Annotated in this window: 12 protein-coding genes and 6 pseudogenes; 11 read left to right on the top strand and 7 right to left on the bottom strand. The window is 39.2% G+C overall.

Annotated elements, in window-relative coordinates; all coding sequences use genetic code 11:
- Positions 1–80 precede the first annotated feature (80 nt).
- A pseudogene (gene topA / locus NBRC111893_RS04690) lies at positions 81–2,188 on the top strand (type I DNA topoisomerase).
- Between the two features lie 58 nt (positions 2,189–2,246).
- Here the strand turns inward: topA and NBRC111893_RS04685 are convergent.
- Positions 2,247–3,676: pseudogene (locus NBRC111893_RS04685) on the bottom strand (C69 family dipeptidase).
- Between the two features lie 136 nt (positions 3,677–3,812).
- On the opposite strand from NBRC111893_RS04685, the gene thmT reads away from it, so the two are divergent.
- Both thmT and glpK read left to right on the top strand, forming a co-directional pair.
- Positions 3,813–4,001 carry a 2-hydroxymuconate tautomerase gene (gene thmT, locus NBRC111893_RS04680; RefSeq protein WP_125008177.1) on the top strand — a complete coding sequence of 63 codons (189 nt, stop codon included), beginning with the start codon at positions 3,813–3,815 and terminating at the stop codon, positions 3,999–4,001.
- Positions 4,002–4,119: 118 nt separating this feature from the next.
- Positions 4,120–5,624 (top strand): annotated as a pseudogene (gene glpK, locus NBRC111893_RS04675) (glycerol kinase GlpK).
- Positions 5,625–5,679: 55 nt separating this feature from the next.
- Here the strand turns inward: glpK and NBRC111893_RS04670 are convergent.
- Positions 5,680–6,483, bottom strand: a complete 804-nt coding sequence (locus NBRC111893_RS04670) for a Cof-type HAD-IIB family hydrolase (RefSeq protein WP_125008176.1) — start codon at positions 6,481–6,483, stop codon at positions 5,680–5,682.
- Positions 6,484–6,598: 115 nt separating this feature from the next.
- Between NBRC111893_RS04670 and NBRC111893_RS04665 the strand changes: the two are divergent.
- Both NBRC111893_RS04665 and NBRC111893_RS12105 read left to right on the top strand, forming a co-directional pair.
- Positions 6,599–7,699 (top strand): annotated as a pseudogene (locus tag NBRC111893_RS04665) (RNA methyltransferase); the annotation flags it as partial.
- A gap of 104 nt (positions 7,700–7,803) precedes the next feature.
- Positions 7,804–7,962: a methyltransferase RsmF C-terminal domain-like protein gene (locus NBRC111893_RS12105; protein WP_369689704.1), complete on the top strand. Its 159-nt coding sequence runs from the start codon at positions 7,804–7,806 to the stop codon at positions 7,960–7,962.
- A gap of 55 nt (positions 7,963–8,017) precedes the next feature.
- Here NBRC111893_RS12105 and fni read toward each other — a convergent pair whose 3' ends face one another.
- The 4 genes from fni to mvk are packed head-to-tail and all read right to left on the bottom strand — an operon-like array spanning position 8,018 to position 12,110.
- A complete protein-coding gene (fni, locus tag NBRC111893_RS04660; RefSeq protein WP_125008175.1) occupies positions 8,018–9,058 on the bottom strand; it encodes a type 2 isopentenyl-diphosphate Delta-isomerase in 1,041 nt (346 codons plus the stop codon).
- Between the two features lie 11 nt (positions 9,059–9,069).
- Positions 9,070–10,152, bottom strand: a complete 1,083-nt coding sequence (locus NBRC111893_RS04655) for a phosphomevalonate kinase (protein ID WP_305775321.1) — start codon at positions 10,150–10,152, stop codon at positions 9,070–9,072.
- Positions 10,153–10,156: 4 nt separating this feature from the next.
- Positions 10,157–11,152 carry a diphosphomevalonate decarboxylase gene (mvaD, locus tag NBRC111893_RS04650; RefSeq protein ID WP_125008173.1) on the bottom strand — a complete coding sequence of 332 codons (996 nt, stop codon included), beginning with the start codon at positions 11,150–11,152 and terminating at the stop codon, positions 10,157–10,159.
- Positions 11,136–12,110 (bottom strand): mevalonate kinase, encoded by a 975-nt coding sequence (gene mvk / locus NBRC111893_RS04645; RefSeq protein WP_125008172.1) that lies wholly within the window; start codon positions 12,108–12,110, stop codon positions 11,136–11,138. Before mvk ends, mvaD begins: the two co-directional genes overlap by 17 nt.
- A gap of 171 nt (positions 12,111–12,281) precedes the next feature.
- Here mvk and NBRC111893_RS04640 point away from each other — a divergent pair, with 171 nt between their 5' ends.
- The 6 genes and pseudogenes from NBRC111893_RS04640 to NBRC111893_RS04615 all read left to right on the top strand — a co-directional run bounded on the left by NBRC111893_RS04640 (position 12,282) and on the right by NBRC111893_RS04615 (position 18,946).
- Positions 12,282–13,049 (top strand): exonuclease domain-containing protein, encoded by a 768-nt coding sequence (locus NBRC111893_RS04640; protein ID WP_125008171.1) that lies wholly within the window; start codon positions 12,282–12,284, stop codon positions 13,047–13,049.
- A gap of 1 nt (position 13,050) precedes the next feature.
- Positions 13,051–15,096: a helicase C-terminal domain-containing protein gene (locus NBRC111893_RS04635; protein WP_125008170.1), complete on the top strand. Its 2,046-nt coding sequence runs from the start codon at positions 13,051–13,053 to the stop codon at positions 15,094–15,096.
- 69 nt (positions 15,097–15,165) lie between these two features.
- Complete coding sequence (locus NBRC111893_RS04630) at positions 15,166–15,672, top strand: cell wall elongation regulator TseB-like domain-containing protein (protein ID WP_125008169.1); 507 nt, start codon at positions 15,166–15,168, stop codon at positions 15,670–15,672.
- Between the two features lie 15 nt (positions 15,673–15,687).
- Positions 15,688–16,871, top strand: a pseudogene (locus NBRC111893_RS04625) (pyridoxal phosphate-dependent aminotransferase).
- A gap of 17 nt (positions 16,872–16,888) precedes the next feature.
- A pseudogene (gene asnS, locus NBRC111893_RS04620) lies at positions 16,889–18,182 on the top strand (asparagine--tRNA ligase).
- A gap of 47 nt (positions 18,183–18,229) precedes the next feature.
- On the top strand, positions 18,230–18,946 hold the full coding sequence (locus tag NBRC111893_RS04615; protein WP_125008168.1) for a DnaD domain-containing protein: 717 nt from the start codon (positions 18,230–18,232) through the stop codon (positions 18,944–18,946).
- Between the two features lie 70 nt (positions 18,947–19,016).
- Here the strand turns inward: NBRC111893_RS04615 and NBRC111893_RS04610 are convergent, their stop codons facing one another.
- Positions 19,017–21,458, bottom strand: a complete 2,442-nt coding sequence (locus NBRC111893_RS04610) for a PBP1A family penicillin-binding protein (RefSeq protein ID WP_125008167.1) — start codon at positions 21,456–21,458, stop codon at positions 19,017–19,019.
- Positions 21,459–21,480: the final 22 nt, after the last annotated feature.

Here is a 21,480-nt window from a genome sequence, read left to right as displayed (position 1 = left end):
AATATGATATTGAAGATTTGTGAATAATAAAAAAAGTTAATAAACTAAAAATCAATAACAAATATTTGAAGGGAGAAACTATGGCAACAAAGACAAAATCTAAGTCTAAGACCAAACGAAAAGCTCCTCAGAAAAACTTGGTAATTGTTGAGTCACCCGCAAAGGCGAAAACAATTGAAAAGTATCTAGGTCGTTCATACAAAGTTATCGCTAGTAAAGGCCACGTTCGAGATTTACCTAAAAGTAAGATGGGGGTCGATATCGAGAATGACTACGATCCTCACTACATCTCTATTCGTGGCAAAGGCGATACTATTAAGGAATTAAAATCTGCCGCTAAAAAAGCTAAGAAGGTTTACCTCGCGGCCGATCCAGACCGTGAAGGGGAATCAATTGCTTGGCATTTATCACATGTTCTGGATTTAGACCCTGATGATAAGAATCGAGTAGTATTTAACGAAATTACCAAAGATGCGGTTAAAGAATCATTCAAGAACCCTCGGGGAATTGATATGAACTTAGTAGATGCTCAACAAGCTCGTCGAATTCTTGACCGATTGGTGGGATATTCAATTTCACCGCTGCTATGGCAAAAAGTAAAAAAAGGGCTTAGTGCTGGTCGAGTTCAATCAATTGCACTCTGGCTGATTATCCAACGAGAACGTGAAATTGAAAATTTCGAACCACAAGAGTATTGGACAATTGATTCAAAGTTTAAAAAGGGTCGGTCTCAATTTGCGGCTAGTTTTTATGGCGTTAAGGGTAAAAAGAAAGAGCTACCTAATAATAAGGCTGTTGAGAAAATTCTTGGCCAAATTGATAAGGATGCTCCGTTTGAAATTACCAAAGTTACTCGTAAAGAACGAAAGCGTCAACCTCAAGCACCTTTCACTACTAGTACGCTTCAACAAGAAGCTAACCGAAAATTGAATTTTAGAACTCGGCGCACAATGATGGCGGCCCAACAGCTATATGAAGGAATTAACATTGGTAAGGAAGGTAGCCAAGGTTTAATTACTTATATGCGGACGGATTCTACGAGAATTTCAGTTATTGCTAAACATGAAGCATCAACTTTCATTCATGAAAAATATGGTGAAGAATATGCGGCTACTAAGCCTATTAAGGGAAAGATGCCTGAAGGGGCCCAGGATGCCCATGAAGCTATTAGACCAACTTCAGTGTTTAGAACCCCTCAAAGTTTAAAAGAGTATCTAAACAATGATCAATTTAAGTTATATCAGTTAATCTGGTCACGGTTTATGGCTAGCCAAATGACGCCTGCAGTTATGGATACAATGGCTGTAACAATTGAGCAGAATGATGTTATTTTTAAAGCTAATGGTTCAAAAATGAAGTTTGATGGTTTTCTAAAGGTGTATGGTGACGGTAAGGAAAAAGATAATATTTTGCCAGATCTTGATGAGGGTGACGAGGTTAAGCTAGCTAATACTAATCCTGATCAGCACTTCACTCAGCCACCTGCAAGATACAGTGAAGCGACGTTGATTAAAACGCTTGAAGAAAACGGTGTTGGTCGACCATCTACTTATTCACCAACTCTTGAAACTATTCAAAAGCGTTACTACGTTAAGTTAGTTGGTCGACGATTTGAGCCAACTGAACTGGGTGAAATTGTTAACGACATTATCGTAAAGTATTTCCCCGATGTTGTTAACGTGGACTTTACGGCTAATCTTGAAGGCGATTTAGATAAAGTCGAAGATGGTATTGAAGATTGGGTTAAGGTCGTTGATTCCTTTTATAAGCCATTTTCTGAAGAAGTAGATTCGGCGACTGAGAAAATGGAAAAGATTCAAATTAAGGATGAACCTGCAGGCTTTGACTGTGATATCTGTGGTGCGCCAATGGTGATTAAATGGGGCGTTATGGTAAGTTCTATGCTTGTTCACGCTTCCCCGATTGTCGTAACACCAAGCCAATTGTGAAGGAAATCGGAGTAATTTGTCCTAAGTGTCATCAAGGTCAGGTTATTGAACGTAAATCAAAGAAGAACCGAATTTTTTACGGTTGTTCACGCTTCCCCGATTGTGATTTTGTATCGTGGGATAAACCAATCGGCCGAGATTGTCCAAAAGATGGACATTTCTTAGTTGAAAAGAAGGTTAAGGGTGGCGTTCAAGTAATTTGTCCTAACGGCGATTATGAGGAAGCAGCTCAGAAATAATTTAAGTAACTATAAAAAGCGCGGAAGATTTCAAATCTTCCGCGCTTTTTGTGTATTGTTATAAATTCAAATCTTGTTTGTAGTTAATTGGTGAAAAGTTAGTTGAATTGGTAATTAGCTTACTAATCAATTTATTATATTCGTCGATTCCAGCTTGAGCATTATCGGCATTGACCTTAGTGATAAAAGCCGTTAATTCTTTACCAACTAGGGTCTTGATGGTTTTGTCTGCAGCTATAATATTTTGACTAAATTTAATGCGGAGATTTTGTTGGGTTGCACTTAAAAAGCCGCCTAATTCAAGATAATGCGGATCAACTAAGACCCCAGCTTGTTTGTAAACCCAGTAGGCTTTACTTGGATTAAATTCTCCTGGGGTATTCTGGTAAGCAGCGGGCGTATCATCGGCACCGGCATAGAATGGTACGAAAACGCTTTGGGCGCCAACCCCCATTGAGAGCCATTGAATGTTAGCCTCGCGTGGCATTTCGGGTCTAATTTGTAAGATATGAGCTTCTTGAGTCTTGGCTACACTCACTGGTCGGAAGCGATGTTTACTTTCCTCATTACCTTCACCAATTGGGTCGAATTCAGTTCCTTGGTAATGAGAGCTTAAGAAGTCTTGCACGTCATAAACACTTAATCTTCGGTCGGCCTTATGCAAGAATGGAATATCAAATCGGTTGGTTTATGTTGTTCGTCTGAAGAGAACATTTTAACACCATACCAAACTCGTGGTGTGTTGTAGTAAGTATCAGATAAATCAGCAGTTCCAAAGATATTTCTGAAATTGAATGTGTTATTTAATGGATCTGGATTAAGGTGGTTATCCGCAACGAATGTTTGCAGGTTGTCGGACCACATAAAGTTTTCCGGATCATTAAAATCGATATCCTGAATGGCCATTTGGTTAGCAACAACCACATAGGAGTCATCAGGAATTCTCATAGCGACCCAGTTATGGCCACCACCAGTTTCCATATACCAAGCTTCATCATTATCAGCAAACAAAATGCCATTTGATTCGTCAGTTCCAAAGCGTTCGATGATGCCGCCAAGGCGTTGAATTCCTTCACGGGCGGTTTTAACGTAAGGAAGGGTTACTGTAATCATTGCTTCTTCGCCGATTCCATCTTTGACTAGTGGATCAACGGAAAGGACTCGGTCGTTTGTGTAAGTACTCTCAGTAGCACTCATTGCTACACCATACTGATTAAAACCATTTTCTTCAAATAATCCATACTTAGTTGTCCATTCTGGAGTAGCCGTATATTTAGCCTGATGGCTTTCAAGCGGCAACTCAAAGCCATTATCAGTTGATTTAAAAAGTGGTGCAGTAGTAAAGGTTTGTTCTGGATGAACCACATAGTTCTTGGGCCATGAGGTTTTACTATCTTCATTTCTAGCAATCATAATCGAACCGTCCATGCTAGCGTTCTTACCAACAATCATACTGGTACATGCTGAGTAGTTTCTAATTGGTTTCATGTTAACCTCCAATTTTTTAATAAGAGTATTGTAACATCAATTCATTCGGAAAGGACTACTTTTAGCACACATGGTTGTTAAGTCACTATAATTACAGTATAATTTTTTTAAATTCACAAATGGAGGAACCAAAATTATGCCAATCGTAAATATTGATTTAATTGCTGGTCGGAGCCAAGATCAACTTAAGGGACTTATTGAAGATGTTACTAGTGCGGTAGTTAAAAATACCGGAGCCCCCGCAGAACACGTGCATATTATTTTAAATGAGATGCAACCTAACCGTTATAGCGTTGGTGGTGTACTTAAAAGTGATGAAAAGTAAGAATTAGATCCGGTGACGGGTCTTTTTTTATTTGATTAAATGGTGTAACCGTTCCCGATATTGTATAATTAATTGTGATATAACTCGAGTAAATAAAAGACTGAAACGGAGATAAACTATGAGTGATGAACAATACATAATGGCTGTGGACGAGGGAACCACGAGCACACGAGCAATTTTGTTCAATAATGCGGGTGAAATTGTTTCTAAATCGCAACGAGAATTCCATCAGTATTTTCCTAAATCAGGTTGGGTTGAACATGACGCCAATGAAATTTGGAACGCAGTTCAATCGGTTATCTCCGAATCATTGATTGGTGCAGATATTCCTCCTTATAAAGTCCGAGGAATTGGAGTTACCAACCAACGGGAAACAACCATTATCTGGGATAAAACTACTGGAGAACCAGTTTACCACGCGATTGTGTGGCAATCTAAACAAACTGCTGAAATTGCTAATAGTTTAAAAGCGGCCGGACTTGAGACAATGATTCATGAAAAGACTGGTTTGGTAATTGATTCGTACTTCTCGGCGACTAAGATTATGTGGATTTTAGATAATGTTCCCGGAGTAAGAGAACGGGCTGAGCGGGGCGAATTGTTGTTTGGAACAATTGATACATGGATTCTATGGAAGTTAACTGGTGGTAAGGTTCACGCTACTGATTACACTAACGCTAGTCGAACGATGTTATTTAATATTCATGATTTAACCTGGGATAAAGATATTCTTAATGAATTGAACATTCCTGAATCATTATTACCCGAGGTCAAACAGTCATCAGAAGTTTATGGGTATACAGCGGGCTATACTTTTCTGGAGTTCAGGTGCCGGTGGCAGGTATTGCTGGAGATCAACAGGCAGCTTTATTTGGACAAATGGCATTAGAACGGGGAATGGTAAAAAATACGTATGGAACTGGTGCCTTTATCGTGATGAATACTGGTGAAGAACCTACCATTTCTAGTAATGGGTTATTAACCACTATTGCATACGGGTTAGATGGTAAAGTGAACTATGCGTTAGAGGGAAGTATCTTCGTCGCAGGATCGGCTATTCAATGGTTACGTGATGGGATGCAAATGGTCAATAAATCAGCTGAATCCGAAGATTTGGCCGTTGAGGCTGGCACAACTGATGGAGTTTACGTGGTACCCGCCTTTACTGGACTTGGAGCACCATTCTGGGATCAAGATGCTAGAGGAGCAGTGTTAGGCTTGACTCGAGGAACCAACAAAGCTCAATTCGTCAGAGCTACCTTGGATTCATTAGCATATCAAACCAGAGATGTGGTGGATACCATGGCTACGGAAACAGGAATTGATATCAAAGCATTAGCCGTTGATGGTGGGGCTGCAAATAATAATTATTTGATGCAGTTTCAAGCGGATATTTTAAATACGCCAATTAAGCGGGCTTCTATTTCTGAAACAACTGCTTTAGGCGCAGCTTACCTGGCTGGTTTAGCAGTTGGCTTCTGGGATAATGTTGATGAGATTAGACAAACCGTCAAGGTGGGGGACGAATTCGATCCCCAAATGTCCGAGGATAGAAAAGAAAAATTATATTCAGGTTGGCGGCGAGCAGTTGCTGCAACCAGAATGTTCCACCCTGAAGATTAAGCAAATAAAAGCAGGATAAAGTAAAATTTATCCTGGCTTTTATATCATTATTTAATTAAAGTCCAACGGCAATACCCATGTGATCACGAAGATATTTCGCGACCCCGTCTTGATCATTGGTGAAGTCGGTAATGTCAGTGGCTAATTCTTTAATGCTTGGAATGGCGTTTTTCATTGCAATTCCATGACCAGCATAACTAATCATTGATTGGTCATTAGCTTCGTCCCCAAAAGCAAAGATGTCTTTTTGGCTAACTCCATAATAATCAGCCAATATCTTTAACCCAGTTGCTTTTTGGATTCCTTTAGTGGTTACCTCAACGATTGGATGTGGTCCCCCCCATGGAGCCACGTCTACTGAGTCTCCAAATTTGGCTTCAGTATAATCAATAAAAGTTTGTTTAGCATCAGACTGCAATTCAACCGTGATGCTAATGGGATTATCAGTTAGTGTATGCTGATTAAGAATTTCGTCAGACTTAATTACACTAGGAAAGAATCCGAGATTACTTTTAGCTCCATGGTTAGCAAGGAACATGTTGCGGCCCTCAACAGCTAGGAGATTAATTCCTAATTGTTGGCTGTGTTCTAATAGGTCCATGACAATATCTTTTTCGATGGTATACTGATACTCCAGTTCCCAACGATTATGTGGTAAAATACCCAAGTTACCGTTAAAGTTAATCATTGGGGTTTTTAATGATAAGTCATCATAAAAATTTTCAGAAATCCGATTTGGCCGACCAGTGACAATGCTAACAATATAGCCTTCATCTTGAGCGGCCTTGATAGCTTGTTTGGTCATTTGTGAGATTTCCGGCTTGTCGTTTAATGTCGTCCCGTCTAAGTCAAGTGCGATTAGTTTTTTGCGATAAGTATCACTCCTTAGTCCATATGGCGTTAATACTAACGTAAATCATGGATAGGGTCAATTAGTCTGAATAATATTTAAATTTTTTAAGGAGTCAAAGACATTGGAATTACCAGTAGATTTTAAACAAAAATACACAGAATTATTAGGACCCGTCGAGGCCCAGCAATTCTTTGATGGATTTGACTTAGAACCCCGCCACGGTTTTCGAGTTAATCCATTAAAAGATAATCATGATTACTCAGCCATTGTCGACATGCGTTCCGTCGCTGAACACTGCGAATTTGGTTACTTTGGCAAGGTCGATGGCAAGTCGGTGGCTCATCAGGGAGGTCTAGTATACAGTCAAGAACCAAGTGCGATGTATGTTGGTGAGGTGGCCCATCCTAATCCTGGAGAGCGAGTCCTTGATTTATGTGCCGCTCCAGGGGGCAAAACGACCCATTTAGGCAGCTTTATGCAAAATCAAGGGGTATTAGTTGCCAATGAGATAAACGGTAAGCGAGCTAGTATTTTAGCCGAAAACGTTGAAAGATTCTCTTTGAGAAATGCAGTAATTACGAATACTACCCCAGAAAAAATTGCTCAAACCTTTCCGGAATATTTTGATAAGGTCTTGGTTGATGCTCCATGTTCAGGTGAGGGCATGTTCAGAAAGGATCCGGCTGCTATGGATTATTGGAGTCTTGATTATCCGAAGCAATGTGCTGATCGACAACGTGAGATTTTAACTGAAGCAGTTAAGGTAATCAAACCTGGTGGGCAGTTGATTTACTCGACGTGTACTTTTGCCCCGGAAGAAGACGAAGAGATTATTTCTTGGTTAATAGAAAATTTCGATTTTTCAATCGAGCCGATAAAAAAATATCCTGGAATGGACGATGGCCGACCAGAATGGGGAAATGGCGATGATGGTCTTAAGGACTGTGTACGGTTATTTCCATATCATTTTAACGGAGAAGGACATTTTATTGCCAAACTCGTTAAGGGTAAAAGTGAAATTAATAATAAACTAAAACCATTTTGGAAGAATAAGCATTTAACTCGTCCTAATAAGGATGAACTGATGCTTTACAAGCAATTTTTAAATGATAATGAAATTGACGTTAAGTTTGATGACTTAGTTGTTTATAAAAACTTATTGTTTGCTAGCAACGATAAGTTACCTGACCTAAGTAAAGTGAAAGTTGTGAGAGTTGGTATGCCTCTCGGTGAGTTCAAAAAGGGACGGTTTGAGCCTAGTTTTGCGCTTGGGTTAGCCTTGACGGCCGCCGAAAATCACCATCAATTAACGATTAGTCATGATCAATGGGCAGCATATGTTCACGGAGATGTTTTACAACTGATGAACAACATGAAAAGGGTTGGTATCAGTTGGTTTGTGACGACTTGCCAGTTGGATTTGGAAAACTCGTTGGCTCGACAGTGAAGAACTTTTTTCCTAAAGGATTGAGATTTCAAGTGTAATAGTAAATTAAAAGCGTAACGACAATTCGTCGTTACGCTTTTTGGTTGAATTAAATTAATAAAGACCACTGTTGCGTTGCTGTTTGAAATTCAATAATTCAGAACTGAAAATTTTATCGGTCTGTTTAAGATTTGCAATGTTTTTAGAATTTGTTAAAACCATGATGGTCTTTAGACCATAAATCCAATCGTTAATTTGATTAATTATCGCTTCATCATCTTCATTACTTAATAGTAGGTGAAGCACTTCTCCAGACATACCAACCAAATCGGCGCCAAGGGCAAAGCACTTAGCAATGTCTAATGGCGTTTTAACACCGCCAGAAGCAATGACGTTAACATCGAGATTGATGGGATCGGCTTCGAGCAATGATTCCACCGTTGAAAGCCCCCATGATTGCATGTAGGCCATTTCTTTGTTTGCGCGACGGAAGTTTTCGATGCTGGCAAAATTAGTACCGCCGGAGCCGCTAACATCAATGATTTTAACGCCCAGGTTGGCTAACTCAGTGATGGTTTGTTGGCTCATCCCAAAACCGACTTCTTTAACAATAACCGGTACGGTAGCTTGGGCAAGAATGGCTTTTAAATTAGCAATGAAATTAAAGGTTCGATCACCTTCCGGCATAATCAATTCTTGAGCGGAATTAATGTGGACCTGCAGCATATCAGCTTGCAGCATTTCAACAGCCTGTTGGGCATCGGTAGCATCGTGATTAGCACCAATATTGGCAATTACTAAACCATCGGGGTTAACTTCTCTAACGGTGGTAAATGATGCGCGTTGTTTAGGATCATTGATGGCAATGCTTTGTGAACCAACGGCCATTGCTAGTCCCGTTTGTTTAGCAATGTTAGCTAACCGATGATTAATTTTTTGAGATTGCTGACTCCCCCCCGTAATTGCATTGATGTAAAACGGTACGTGAAAATTAAGGTTCTCAAGCTGAGTACTGATATCAATGTCGTCAACACCATACTTGGGAAGTGAAGTTGGAATTAGTCTAACCCCTGAAAATTTAGATGAATCATCAGTGTGAAAGTGTTCTGCGAGTGATAAATGTTCATCTTTACGATGTGATTGTTGTGAAACCATTATATCTCCTCCTAAAAACTAAGATCATTAATTTCGTGAACGGTTAATGGTAGCGGGGTGATGTCATTTTCGCGCCATTCGTTGATTAAATTATCGGTGGTTAAATTGCGATTAATAATGACGATGCCACAATCACCACCACCGGCCCCGGAAGACTTGGCAGCCGCCCCATTGTTAACGGCAATATCACACATTTGTTTTAACATTGGAGTTTCAATTTGAACTTGGGTGAATTCAGCTAAAGAATTAAGAATTCGCCGATTTTCTTTGATACCGGTTTCGATTTGACTAATTTTTCCATTAGCAAAGCCAACTAGCAAGTCTTCAATACATTGTTTACTGGCAGCTAAAAATTTTAGATAGGCTTTCTGATTACTAGTTTTTTTGATAGTGACTTTGTCGACTAGGTGAGAAGTAGAGGCGGGCGTACCGGTCCAACCGATAATCAATTTTAAATCAGTCGGTGGAGTTAATTCGGTAATTTTTAATTCTGGCCAAGGTTGGTTGATAATGGCTGCTAAATCAGTGGTGTTACGCATCGCTAAGAGCCAATCTCGATCAAATGAGCGATATTCAATCCAACCCCCATAAACACTAGCGGCGATGTCACCAAGTGATCCATTACCTTGCACTTCAAGGTGAGCAATAGCGGCTAGTTTGAATAGCTTAGTCTTAGTTAATGGTAAATCATAGAATTGGCACAACGCCTTAATCGTAGCAACTGTGACGGCTGCAGAAGAGCCCAAACCATATTTTCGGCCACTAGGGCTATCAAGCTGACTATTAACGAATAGGTCATAAACTGCCATGTGCTTACCTAATAGTTGAGCATATTCTTCAGTTAATGAAATTGCCGAAAGGATATAGCTAAATGTATTGTCACGGTTATCAACCACCATTTGGGAACCATTTCTGCGCCAACGGATGGCACCGTCTTGATACTGGTGAGAAACAATTTTACCAAAGCCTTCACTACGTTCAATTTGAATAGTTACAAATTGGTCAAGGGCCACAATGATTGATGGATAGCCAGGTTCAACAACTGCATACTCACCGGCGATATATAGTTTTCCTGGGGCTTTTGCTGTAATCAAGCCATCAATTCCTTTCATGTTCTAAGATTTCGATTCCCGGTCCGGGATGTGCCACTGAGATTCTACTAGGTCCAAATTGATCGACTAAATGGTCCTTAATTAATGATAAATTAGCCGTTTGGGTTAATACTTTGACGTTTGGACCAGCATCAATTGTGTAATAGCATTCAATACCATCGGCGCGAAGAGCTTGTATCGTTTCAATTACTTCTAGCGTCCCTGGTTCAAAGTATGTAAATGGAGGGAGTGAACTTAGCGTTAGCGCGTGCATACGCATGGCATTTGCTTCACTAATCTGACCAAATAATGCAAAATCATTGGTCATTAGGGCGTGTTTTAAGTTAACCAGGTCTCGCGCTACGACGTTCTGCCACTCTGAATAATACGGTGAGGTGTTGGCTGATAATTGCATCCCTTGACTGCTAGATATAGTTTTACTTTGTGAATTAATATTGACGGCGATGACGGCGATGTCGGTTAAGGTCACATCAGTCATGGGGACTGCATAAGAATTATCATCATTATCTCCCGGGAGCCATTCAACGAAGTTACCAAAGATTGACCGACTAGCTGAACCAGATCCTAAACGGGCTAATTTAGATAGTTCCTGATGAGTTAGGCTTAGCCCAGCGGCGGTCGCGCTGGCGCCGGCTAAAGCGGCAAAAGCAGAGGCGGATGAAGCAAATCCAGCCGAGGTTGGGACGAAATTTTTCGAATCTATAATTGCAAATTTTTCAGAGCCAGCTAACTGACGGACTCGGTTTAAAACTCGGCTAACCTTAGTTAAGTTAGTCTGAATTTTACCATTGACTAGTAATTGATCTGCCGTTAACTGCGGATCAAAAGTAACCTTAGTCTTGGTATAAAATTGGTCAAGGGTTAATGAAATACTTCCAGTATAGGGGATGGTAATCTGTTCATTAACTTTTCCCCAGTATTTGATCAACGCAATATTAGTATGAGCAATTGCGGTTGCGGTATTATTAGCCGATGTTGTCATCTGCATCCTCCACGGTATAACCATAATTTTTAAATGATTGAATCCAGGTTGAAGTCGCGCCAGCATCTCGCAAAATATTAGCTACATGTTGGGCTTGCTGACTAGAAGCAACTAAGGCAATCATACATCCCCCCATGCCGCTGCCAGTTAACTTGGCCCCATAAGCCCCATTTGCGATTGAAAGATCGACAAACTTATCTAGCACAGGGGTACTAACACCTAACCTGTTTAGATGATGATGGCTGGTAGTCATTAGCTCGCCAACTAATTTTGAATCGGCTCGTTGAAGAGCAGTTTTAGCTTGGTGAGCGATATGACCTAGGTCGGTGATTAAAGGTTGTATCTCGTCCGCTTCGTCAATTAAGTTATCAGCAATTAAGTTAACTGCTTCAGCGGTTTTGCCTTTAATACCACTGTCAGCAATTACCAGATAATCAGTGGTTAAATTGAATTCAATCTGTTCATTTTCTTGATGTTTAACAAACCAGATGGGATGTTCAGAACTAACCGTTGCGGTGTCAATACCACTCGGATTACCATGGGTAATTTGCTCCTCAACGTTGGCGATTTGTAATAGATTATCGCGTGAAATGGGTTTGTCAAAATATTTAAATAAGGCCTTGGTAATAGCCACCGCAGTGGCGGCTGATGAGCCCATTCCTCGTTCTGCGGGAATCTTACTATCAATTTGTATGGTGAACGAAGCATTGGTTTGGTTAAGGGTCGTTAAGATCCAGTTAATTAACCGTTTGATGCCAAGCAGGTTTTCACTAAGTTGCTGAATTTCCCCATCAAAATATCGGCTGCGAAGCCATTGACCAGAATTAGCAGGTATTACGGTAGCATTCACGTCAACAGAATAGAGTGGCAAAGCAATGGCTGGGTGACCATAGACGACACTATGCTCACCGAATAAAATTATTTTAGCAAAACTATTTGCTGAAACTGTCTTTTTCAATATAATCGCTCACTTTCAAACAGTATAATTTTATCATAAATCAATTAATATTTTGTGAATAACCGGAGACTTTAACGTTTCGTAATAACTATGCTGACTAGCTATAGGGGTCTGTAATGTAGTATTATAGACAATAGTAAATAAGCGAAAATAAAAGTAACGGTGAATTTAATGAACAATAATTCGATATATTCAGTCGTAGATATTGAGACGACCGGGACGGACCCGAATAACGCAGACAGAATTATTCAATTTAGTTGTTATCAGGTTCAAGACAATCAAATAATTAACGAATTTACAACGGATATTAATCCTCAGCAAACTATTTCCTCTAGGATTAGTCAGTTGACCGGAATTGACCAGGCTCGAGTCAATGCAGCACAGTCCTTTGATTCTCTCGCAGGTAAGATTTATCAGTTGCTTAGCGGCACGATTTTTGTAGCCCATAATGTCAATTTTGATTTTCCATTTTTAAACAGTGAGTTCCAACGAGTAGGCTACCCCGAATTAGAATTGGAAGCCATCGATACCGTTACCTTGAGTCAACTGTTACTGCCAACTTTGACCAGCTATCGATTATCGGACATGAGTAAGTATTTCAATATTTTTCATGATCATCCACATTCGGCTAACGGGGATGCTTATGCAACGGCCAGATTGTTAATTGTTCTATTTAAACAATTGCAAGCATTACCAGCGATGACTTTGTCGCAAGTGGTTCGGATACATCCCAAGTTACCGTTAGATACATTTACGGTATTACAACAGATGGATGCTAGTAACCGAACGCAAGCTACGACTCCCGATTTACCAGATTATTTGTATATCTCCAATGGACTGGTATTAAGAAAAAAGGAATTAATTGAAAAAAACGTTAGGAATCCAGAATTTGAGTTTCCTAAAAATAAAACGTCAAAAGAAAAAATTATTGCCGGATAATATGGAATCCCGTCCACAGCAAAACACAATGATGAACATGATTTATAATAATTATGCTGATAGTAGTCAACGAGAACCTAAAAATTTGATTATTGAAGCGCCAACTGGAATTGGGAAAAGCCTAGGATACTGCCTGCCATTCGCTTATTTGACTGGGGAACGGCAAGTAGTCATCAGTACTGCAACCAACTACCTGCAACAGCAGCTTAAGGATCAGACAATTCCAATGATCAATGAAAGTCTGCCATTTAATACATCAACTGTCATTATGAAGGGCAGTAGGCACTACATTGATCTCAGTCGATTTAAGCAGTTGCTTTATAATGCTGAAGCTCATCCACATAATATCTTTCTTAAGGCGCAAATCTTAATTTGGTTGACGATGACAAAAACTGGAGATCTGGATGAATTACATTTAAATGGTGATCAAAATTCATTGTTAGAGTCAATTAATCATCTGAATGCACAAGAGCTGAATAAGGATAATCCGTTCTATGGGGATGACTTTCTTCGGTTTAATATTCAAAATTCTAAGCGGGCTAATTTCTTAATCGTGAACCATAATTATTTATTATCCAATTGGCAGTCTTTTGCTCAGATGACTAATAAACCTTATCTCTGTGTTGATGAAACCCACCAATTCCTTGGTGTGGTTCGTTCAGAGAATAAGCAGCAACTTGTGCTTGGTAATTTGTTAGCTGATTTTGATCGTTCATCAATGGGACTAAGATATTCGTTAACTGATGAACTGTTTACAAATAACCAGGCATTAAATAATCTGAAACAGAAAATTGTTTGGTTACTTAGTTCCACTAGGGCCAGCGTTAACGAAACGTTTTCGACAATTTTTAGTCAGGTAATTGCGAACGCTAACTATAAGCGAGCTAATACTGAATTACACGTTAATATTGGTTCCAATAATCGGTCTCGTTATTTAGATTTGTTAACTAATCTAAAAAATGAGATTGAACCTCAAATCAAGAAACTTGGTAAGTTAAGTAAAAAATTGCGTCGAGAGTTAACCGTTGATAATCAAACCATCGCTGAATCGGATAAACAAATGATTAGTAGTTGGTTAGGTCAACTAACCCGGTTGATTACTGACCTAGGTGACTTAGCAATGATGATTAACCTATATATCAATCATTTTGAGGAACAGGTATTTTGGATTACGGTAAAAGATATTTCAAATTATGAGAGTTTAGCATTTAATTGTGCATTATTTGAAACTAATCGGTACCTGAAAAAGACAATCTACGATAATTTTATGCAGCCTACGTTTACAGGGGCAACGATCTTTTCATCCCGAAAGGCTAAATATATTTTTGATACGCTAGGACTAGACCGGAGTGAAACAGTTTCAAAACGCTTAAAGAGCGATTTTAAGGCAAACGACAATGCAATGATGTTTTTAGTTGATAGCTATCCTGATGATCAAGAAGTAAGCAGTGATCAGTACTTTAAGTACTTAAGCTCGTCAATCCAACGAATCTATAAGAATTCGCCTCGCCAAACAATGGTTTTATTTAATTCACTCGATGCAATTCGCAAGACTTACCAATTTATGGCTGAAGATGGCTTTACAGAAACTCATAACGTTTTAGCCCAAGGGGTTAATGGTACCGCCAATAAGATAAGTCGAACCTTTGGCCAACAAGAGCCGGCTATTTTGCTAGGAGCGGGTACCTTCTGGTCAGGTGTTAACTTTCCAGGTGATTTGTTAGAGACGTTGATTATTGCTCAATTACCATTCGACGTACCGAGTGATCCATATAATAGTGCTCTTTACCAACGAGCACGAGCTAACAAGCAAAATCCGTTTTATTCTATTAGTTTGCCCAATGCGACTTTGAAGATGCGACAAGGAATCGGACGATTACTACGGACCAAGGACGATATTGGCACGGTATTTGTATTGGATTCTCGAGTGGTGTCTAAACATTACGGCTCAATTATGATGGCTAATATGGATAGCACTATTCCTATTGAAAGCGGGAGTCTAGATGAATCGATTTTGAGAATGCTAAGTTTTTATGAAAAACATTAGTCAATAAAAAATTAGTCAAAAAATATTTGCTATACTATTAAAATAGCTAAAATTGATGGGAGTATGATTATGCAACGCCAAAGAAGAATGAAAAAGCCTAACCGCAGAATCTGGATTATTTCAGGCATCGTAGTGTTAGTGATTCTATTCAGCGGGTTTATCATTTTTCATCAAGCAGAACGACCAATTGCTAACGCTAAGAGTGAAGCAATCGAAATCGCACAAAATTCTGCCAAAATGGAAAAAGTGACCGGGTTCTATAGTGAGAACCTCGGTAAACATACGTATTATACGGTTGCAGGAAATGATAGTAAGGGAAAATCCATTTATGCAATTATTGCTAAAAAAGGTGGTAAGGTAACGATTGTTAATCAAAAGGCAGGGATGACCGTTAGTCAAATTAGAAATTTGATTGAACAACGACAACAGCCCAAAAAGATTAATAGTATTGCCATTACCCTAATTAAATCTAACCCTTATTGGATTGTTAGTTATACTAACAAGGATAACAAACTATGCTTTGCAACCATGTCTTACAAGACGGGGACCATTAAGAAATTAATCGAAAATATCTAAAGGAGGCACCATCTAATGAAATTCTCTAAACGGTCACTAGCAGTTAAGCCATCCGCAACCGTTAAGGTCTCTAATCAAGCTAAGCAAATGCAAGCTGACGGAATTGATGTCATTAATTTAGGTATTGGTGAACCAGATTTTCCAACGCCTGAGTCAATTGATCAGGCCGCAATTGCGGCAATAAATTCTGGCAATGCTAGTTTTTATACTCCAGCAAGCGGGTTACCAGCGTTGAAAGAGGCGATTTCTCAACGGATCAAGGAAGATTTTGATGTTTTTTATACACCGGATAATATCAGTGTTACGAACGGCGCTAAGATGGCGTTGTACACATTGATGCAGGTATTGGTGGATGAGGGGGATGAAGTATTGATTCCTCAGCCGGGGTGGGTTAGCTATGAACAACAAATAATTCTAGCTGGAGCAACTCCGGTCATGGTGACAACTAATGATGAATTTAAAGTTACAGAGGAAAGTTTGAATCACGCAGTTAATAAGAATACTAGGCTGTTGATTATTAACTCACCGCAAAATCCAACGGGAACAATTTATTCAAAAGAAGAATTAACGGCTATCGGTAATTGGGCCATCATGCATAATATTGTTATTATCGCGGATGATATATACAGCAGTTTAATTTATAACGGAGCAAAATACACTTCGTTAATTCAGTTAGATGACAATATTGCTGCTCAAACTATTTTAGTTAGTGGGCTATCAAAGGCGTATTCAATGACTGGTTGGCGAATCGGCTATATCGCTGGCGCCCCAGAGCTTATTAGTAAAGTAAATGCTATGTTATCCCATGCTACTGGCAATCCAGCTGCAGTTAGTCAATATGCTGCAATTGAAGCTTTAACTGGTAATCAGAGTATGGTTGAACATATGAGGCAGGCTTTTGAGGATCGGTTGAATAAAATTTATCCGCTATTACAAAACATTCCGGGATTTGATTTACCAGTTAACCCCAGGGCGCATTCTATCTCTTTCCAAATGTTGAAGAGGCCGTTAGATTAGCTGGCCTTGGATCATCAGGAGAGTTGGTCGAAAAGCTCCTTGAAGAGGCTCACGTAGCCACAGTTGATGGCGCTGCTTTCGGGTTACCTGGATATCTAAGGTTGAGTTATGCCGCAAGTCTTGATAATCTTATTGAGGCGGTATCTCGAATTAACGAGTACATGCAAAGTTTTATTAAATAATTGTTGGAGGAAAAATCGTGAAAGAAATCAATATGATTGACGCACCCAAGTACGTTGACGAAAGAGTCAAAATTGGTGTGTGGTTGACTAATAAACGATCAAGCGGGAAAATTGCGTTTTTACAATTACGTGATGGAACAGCATTTTTCAAGGAGTTGTTGTAAAAAGTAAGGTAGCTCCAGAAATTTTTGAATTAGCCAAGGAAATTCGGCAAGAATCCAGTTTATGGGTTACGGGTGTTGTTCATGAAGACGCTCGTTCTAAATTTGGTTATGAATTAGAAGCTGAAGATATTGAGGTTGTTTCTGAATCAAATGACTACCCAATCACTCCAAAGGAACACGGCATTGATTTCTTGATGGATCATCGTCACCTATGGTTACGTTCAAGTCGTCCTCATGCAATTATGAGAGTTAGAAATGAAATTATTCGCGCAACTTATGAATTCTTTAATCGGGAAGGTTTCACTAAAGTTGATTCACCAATCTTGACTGGTAGCGCCCCTGAAGGAACTACCGATTTATTCCATACTGAATATTTTGATCGTGATGCTTACCTATCACAGAGTGGTCAATTATATGCTGAAGCAGGTGCAATGGCATTCGGCAAAGTATTTACCTTTGGACCGACTTTTAGAGCCGAAAAATCAAAGACTAGACGTCATTTAATCGAATTCTGGATGATTGAACCAGAAATGGCATTCATGCACCAGGATGAAAGTTTGGAAATTCAAGAACAATATATTGCGTTCTTAGTTCAAATGTGATTGATAACTGTGCCACTGATCTTGAGACTCTTGGCCGCGATGTTGAACAACTTAAGAAGTACACTAAATTACCCTACCCACGAATCAGTTATGATGAAGCGATTGAAATCTTACAAAAAAATGATTTTGATGTTAAGTGGGGAGCTGACTTCGGTTCACCAGAAGAAACTTTCTTAGCTGATCAGTTTGAACAGCCAGTTTTTGTAATGAACTATCCTAAGGCCATCAAGCCATTTTACATGAAACCACATCCAACTAGAGATGACGTGGTTATCTGTGCCGATTTACTTGCTCCTGAGGGCTATGGTGAAATTATCGGGGGTTCAGAACGGGCAGTTGACTATGATTATTTATTAGATCAAGTTAAACAAGCCGGCTTAGACCCTGAAGAATATTCATGGTATCTTGATCTGAGAAAATACGGTAGTGTTCCACATTCTGGCTTTGGATTAGGGTTGGAACGAGCTATTACATGGATTACTGGTGAAGATCATGTCCGTGAAGCAATTCCATTCCCAAGATTGTTAAACAGAATTTACCCATAGACTTTGTAAAGGACATTATCCTTAGATGAATCAAGGTGATTTTTTGACTGATAGTAGCCTTAAAAACTTTTTTTCAGGGTTCAACAAATATTAACAATCTCTTACTTCTGAACTATTCAGAACTAGGCTTATCGAATGAAGAATTATTAATTTATATTTTAATTAAACGAGATAATGAATTAGTAGTTCCAATGCCGAACGTTGAACGATTGGTATCGCAAACGGGCTTTTCCAAGGATAAAATTTATCAGCTGTTTCATAGTTTAATTGAACATAAAAATGCGGTTATTACTACTGTTAAGCGAGGAAAAGATCAACTTGATGCTTATGATTTTTCACCGATGTATCAAAAAATCATGAATTTAGTTAGTCATCAAGATACTTTACCAGATGATCAGACTGACACCACAGTTAAACAAGTGGCTACAGTTAATTATGACCGTTCCAACCTGTTTACGGATGTGGAACGAGAGTTTGGTCGGACATTGTCACCAATTGAAATGGAGACAATTAGTGGATGGCTTGATATTGACCATTATTCAGTTGAAGTTATTATGCTAGCGCTAAAAGAGGCAGTTTTAAACCAAGTATACAATCTTAAGTATATGGATCGGATTATGCTTAATTGGGATAAATTAAATCTTAAGTCAGTGACGCAAATTCAAAATTATCTTAATAATCGTGAATCCGGTAGTAGCCAAACTGGTCATAATGATCAAAATTATGCTGGTCCGGAAATTCCGTTTATCGATTTAAATAAATAAGGACAACAAAAAAGCTAGGGTGAATTTCACTCTAGCTTTTTTGTCTTGTTATTAATATTAAATTTGGTGATTATTGATCACTATTATCAACGGCTGTATTGTTGGCTTGAGCATTACTGTTAGCCTGACCGCCGGTATTAGGATCATTGCTGTTTGTGTTGTTATTGTTATTAGTTGTACTGCTATCTGAGGTATTACTATTGGAACTATCACTAGTATCCCCAGTTGAAGAATCACTACCACTATCTGTAGTGTTTTGATCGGTTGAAGATGAACTATCTGAATTATCATCTCCATCATCACCTGAACCAGCTCCACCAGCAGGTTGCTGAGTAGTTGTTCCAGATTGCGATGCACCACTAGTTGATCCAGAAGTGGTTCCTGAAGTGGTAGTTTCACCATCGTTTCTTGGTGAAGTTACGGTACCGTCAACTGAATCACTAACTGAACTGGAACTATTATCGACAGTAAAGCCGCTGGTAGTTTGGTTCGAACTATTATCAGTTTGAGTTCCTGGATAACCAGCGACGTAATAGTTATCGCTACCATTAGATCCAACGTCAGACGGTTGAGTCCAATCAGTATTGGGCTTGTCCTGGGAAATATAACCCATTACGTTTTTGTAAATTTGTTGGGCAATAGTTGTTTGAGATTGAGTGATATAGGAGTTGGCTTTAAATTGTCGATCATAACCGGTCCAAATAGCTAGGGAATAATTCTTTGTGTAACCAGAGAACCAAGAATCCATTGAGGAATCAGAGGGAACTTGGTTAATAAAATCACTAGGATATTGAGTGGTACCAGTTTTACCAGCTTCATACAAACCATCGACTTTCGCAGCTGTTCCTGAACCGCCTTCTGAATCCATGACGCCTTTAAGCATATCAGTAATCATAAATGCGGTAGCGGGGGACATTGCTCGTTTACCCTTGGCTGTATATGTTTTGGTTTTACCATCCGCTTGAACAATTTTATTAATCAAGTAAGGTTTATGGTAAACTCCACCATTTGCAAATGCAGCATAAGCAGCAGCTAACTGTTCCGACGAGACATATAAACCAATTCCGTTTTGCAATTCTAGTTCTTTATCAAAGGACATGCCAAGATTCTTTAGGAATCCTTGGGCCTTAGGAACACCAACATTTTCTAGTGTTCTTAGAGCAGGAATATTTCGCGATTCAACCAAAGCCTTTCGCATGGTGATAGTTCCTTGATATTTATTATCAAAATCCATTACTGATTTATCGGTACCCGGATAAACGTATGGGGTATCCTTAACGGGTTGATAAGTAGGGTATTTTAAATATTCAATTGCTGGACCATAATCCATAATTGGCTTAGCAGTTGAACCTGATGAGCGATCAGTTTGAACAGCTCGATTAAGCCCAAATGAAACTTTAGTTTTTCGAGCTCCTTGCATCGCAACAACTTTACCGGTCTTAGAATCAACTAGAGTAGCTCCAACTTGAAATCTTTTACTTGGGTAAATAATCGATGGATCACTGTTTGAGACTTGATAAAGCTTTTTTTGAGCACTTAAATCAAGGTTAGTGTAAACTTTCAAACCACTGTTTGCCTTGTACCCACGCTTATTAAGTTCCAGTAATGTTTGCTTTAAATAAGCATCAGTGTATTTACTTAAACGCTCGCTAGTTGAAGTTTTTTTATGGGTTTTCGCAAGGCCAGACTTGACGCTAGTTGCTTGAGCTTGCTGACCCTGTTCGCTAGTGATGGCTTTGTTCTTAACCATTGCGTTTAAAACTTCATTGCGTCGTTCGGTAGCATATTTTGGATACTTATATGGATTATACAAAGTAGGCGATTGTGGCATTCCAGCTAGTAATGCCAATTGGGGAAGCGTTAATTTAGCAAGTGATTTGTTAAAGTAATACTCTGAGGCAGTTTGCATTCCGTAAACTCCATTGCCCATGTAAACCTTGTTGATATAAAATTCTAAGATTTTATTCTTAGAATATTTATTTTCAACTTGAATTGCTAACCAAGCTTCTTGAGCTTTTCGTTTCATGGTTCGATCAGAAGCAGCGGTTGAAAACACTGATAATTTAACCAATTGCTGAGTTAGGGTACTTCCACCTTGAAGTCCTAATGAGGACCCCGTAACGTTGGCCATGGCAGCTCCCATGATTCTTATTGGATCAACTCCATGATGCTTGTAAAAGCGACGGTCTTCAATTGAAACTACCGCGTGTTTTAAAGTATCAGGGATTTTATCGGAAGTTACGTAATCTCGATTTTGACTTCCTAATCGGGAAATTACTTGATTATTCGCGTCGTAGATCTTAGTTGAGTTATCACTTGATAATGCAGCTCCTGTGAGTTTGGGGGCTGTGGCCGCGTAGTAGGTGAATAGGCCGGCTCCTAAGACAAATAAGATAACAACGGCCCAAATAATGATCTTAATCGTTCTTCTAAGCCAAGTTCTTTTTTTCTTTGGCTTCGGTAATTGAGATCTTCTATTGGGTCCTGTTTGTTTCGGATTGTTCTGTGACATAAGTCTCTCCTTACTAAAAAAA

Origin of the sequence: Lentilactobacillus kosonis (genome assembly GCF_003864335.1) — a bacterium.
Taxonomy (GTDB): Bacteria; Bacillota; Bacilli; order Lactobacillales; family Lactobacillaceae; genus Lentilactobacillus; species Lentilactobacillus kosonis.
Note: the sequence above shows the minus strand (reverse complement) of the source record. Positions and strands in the feature narration are given on the sequence as shown.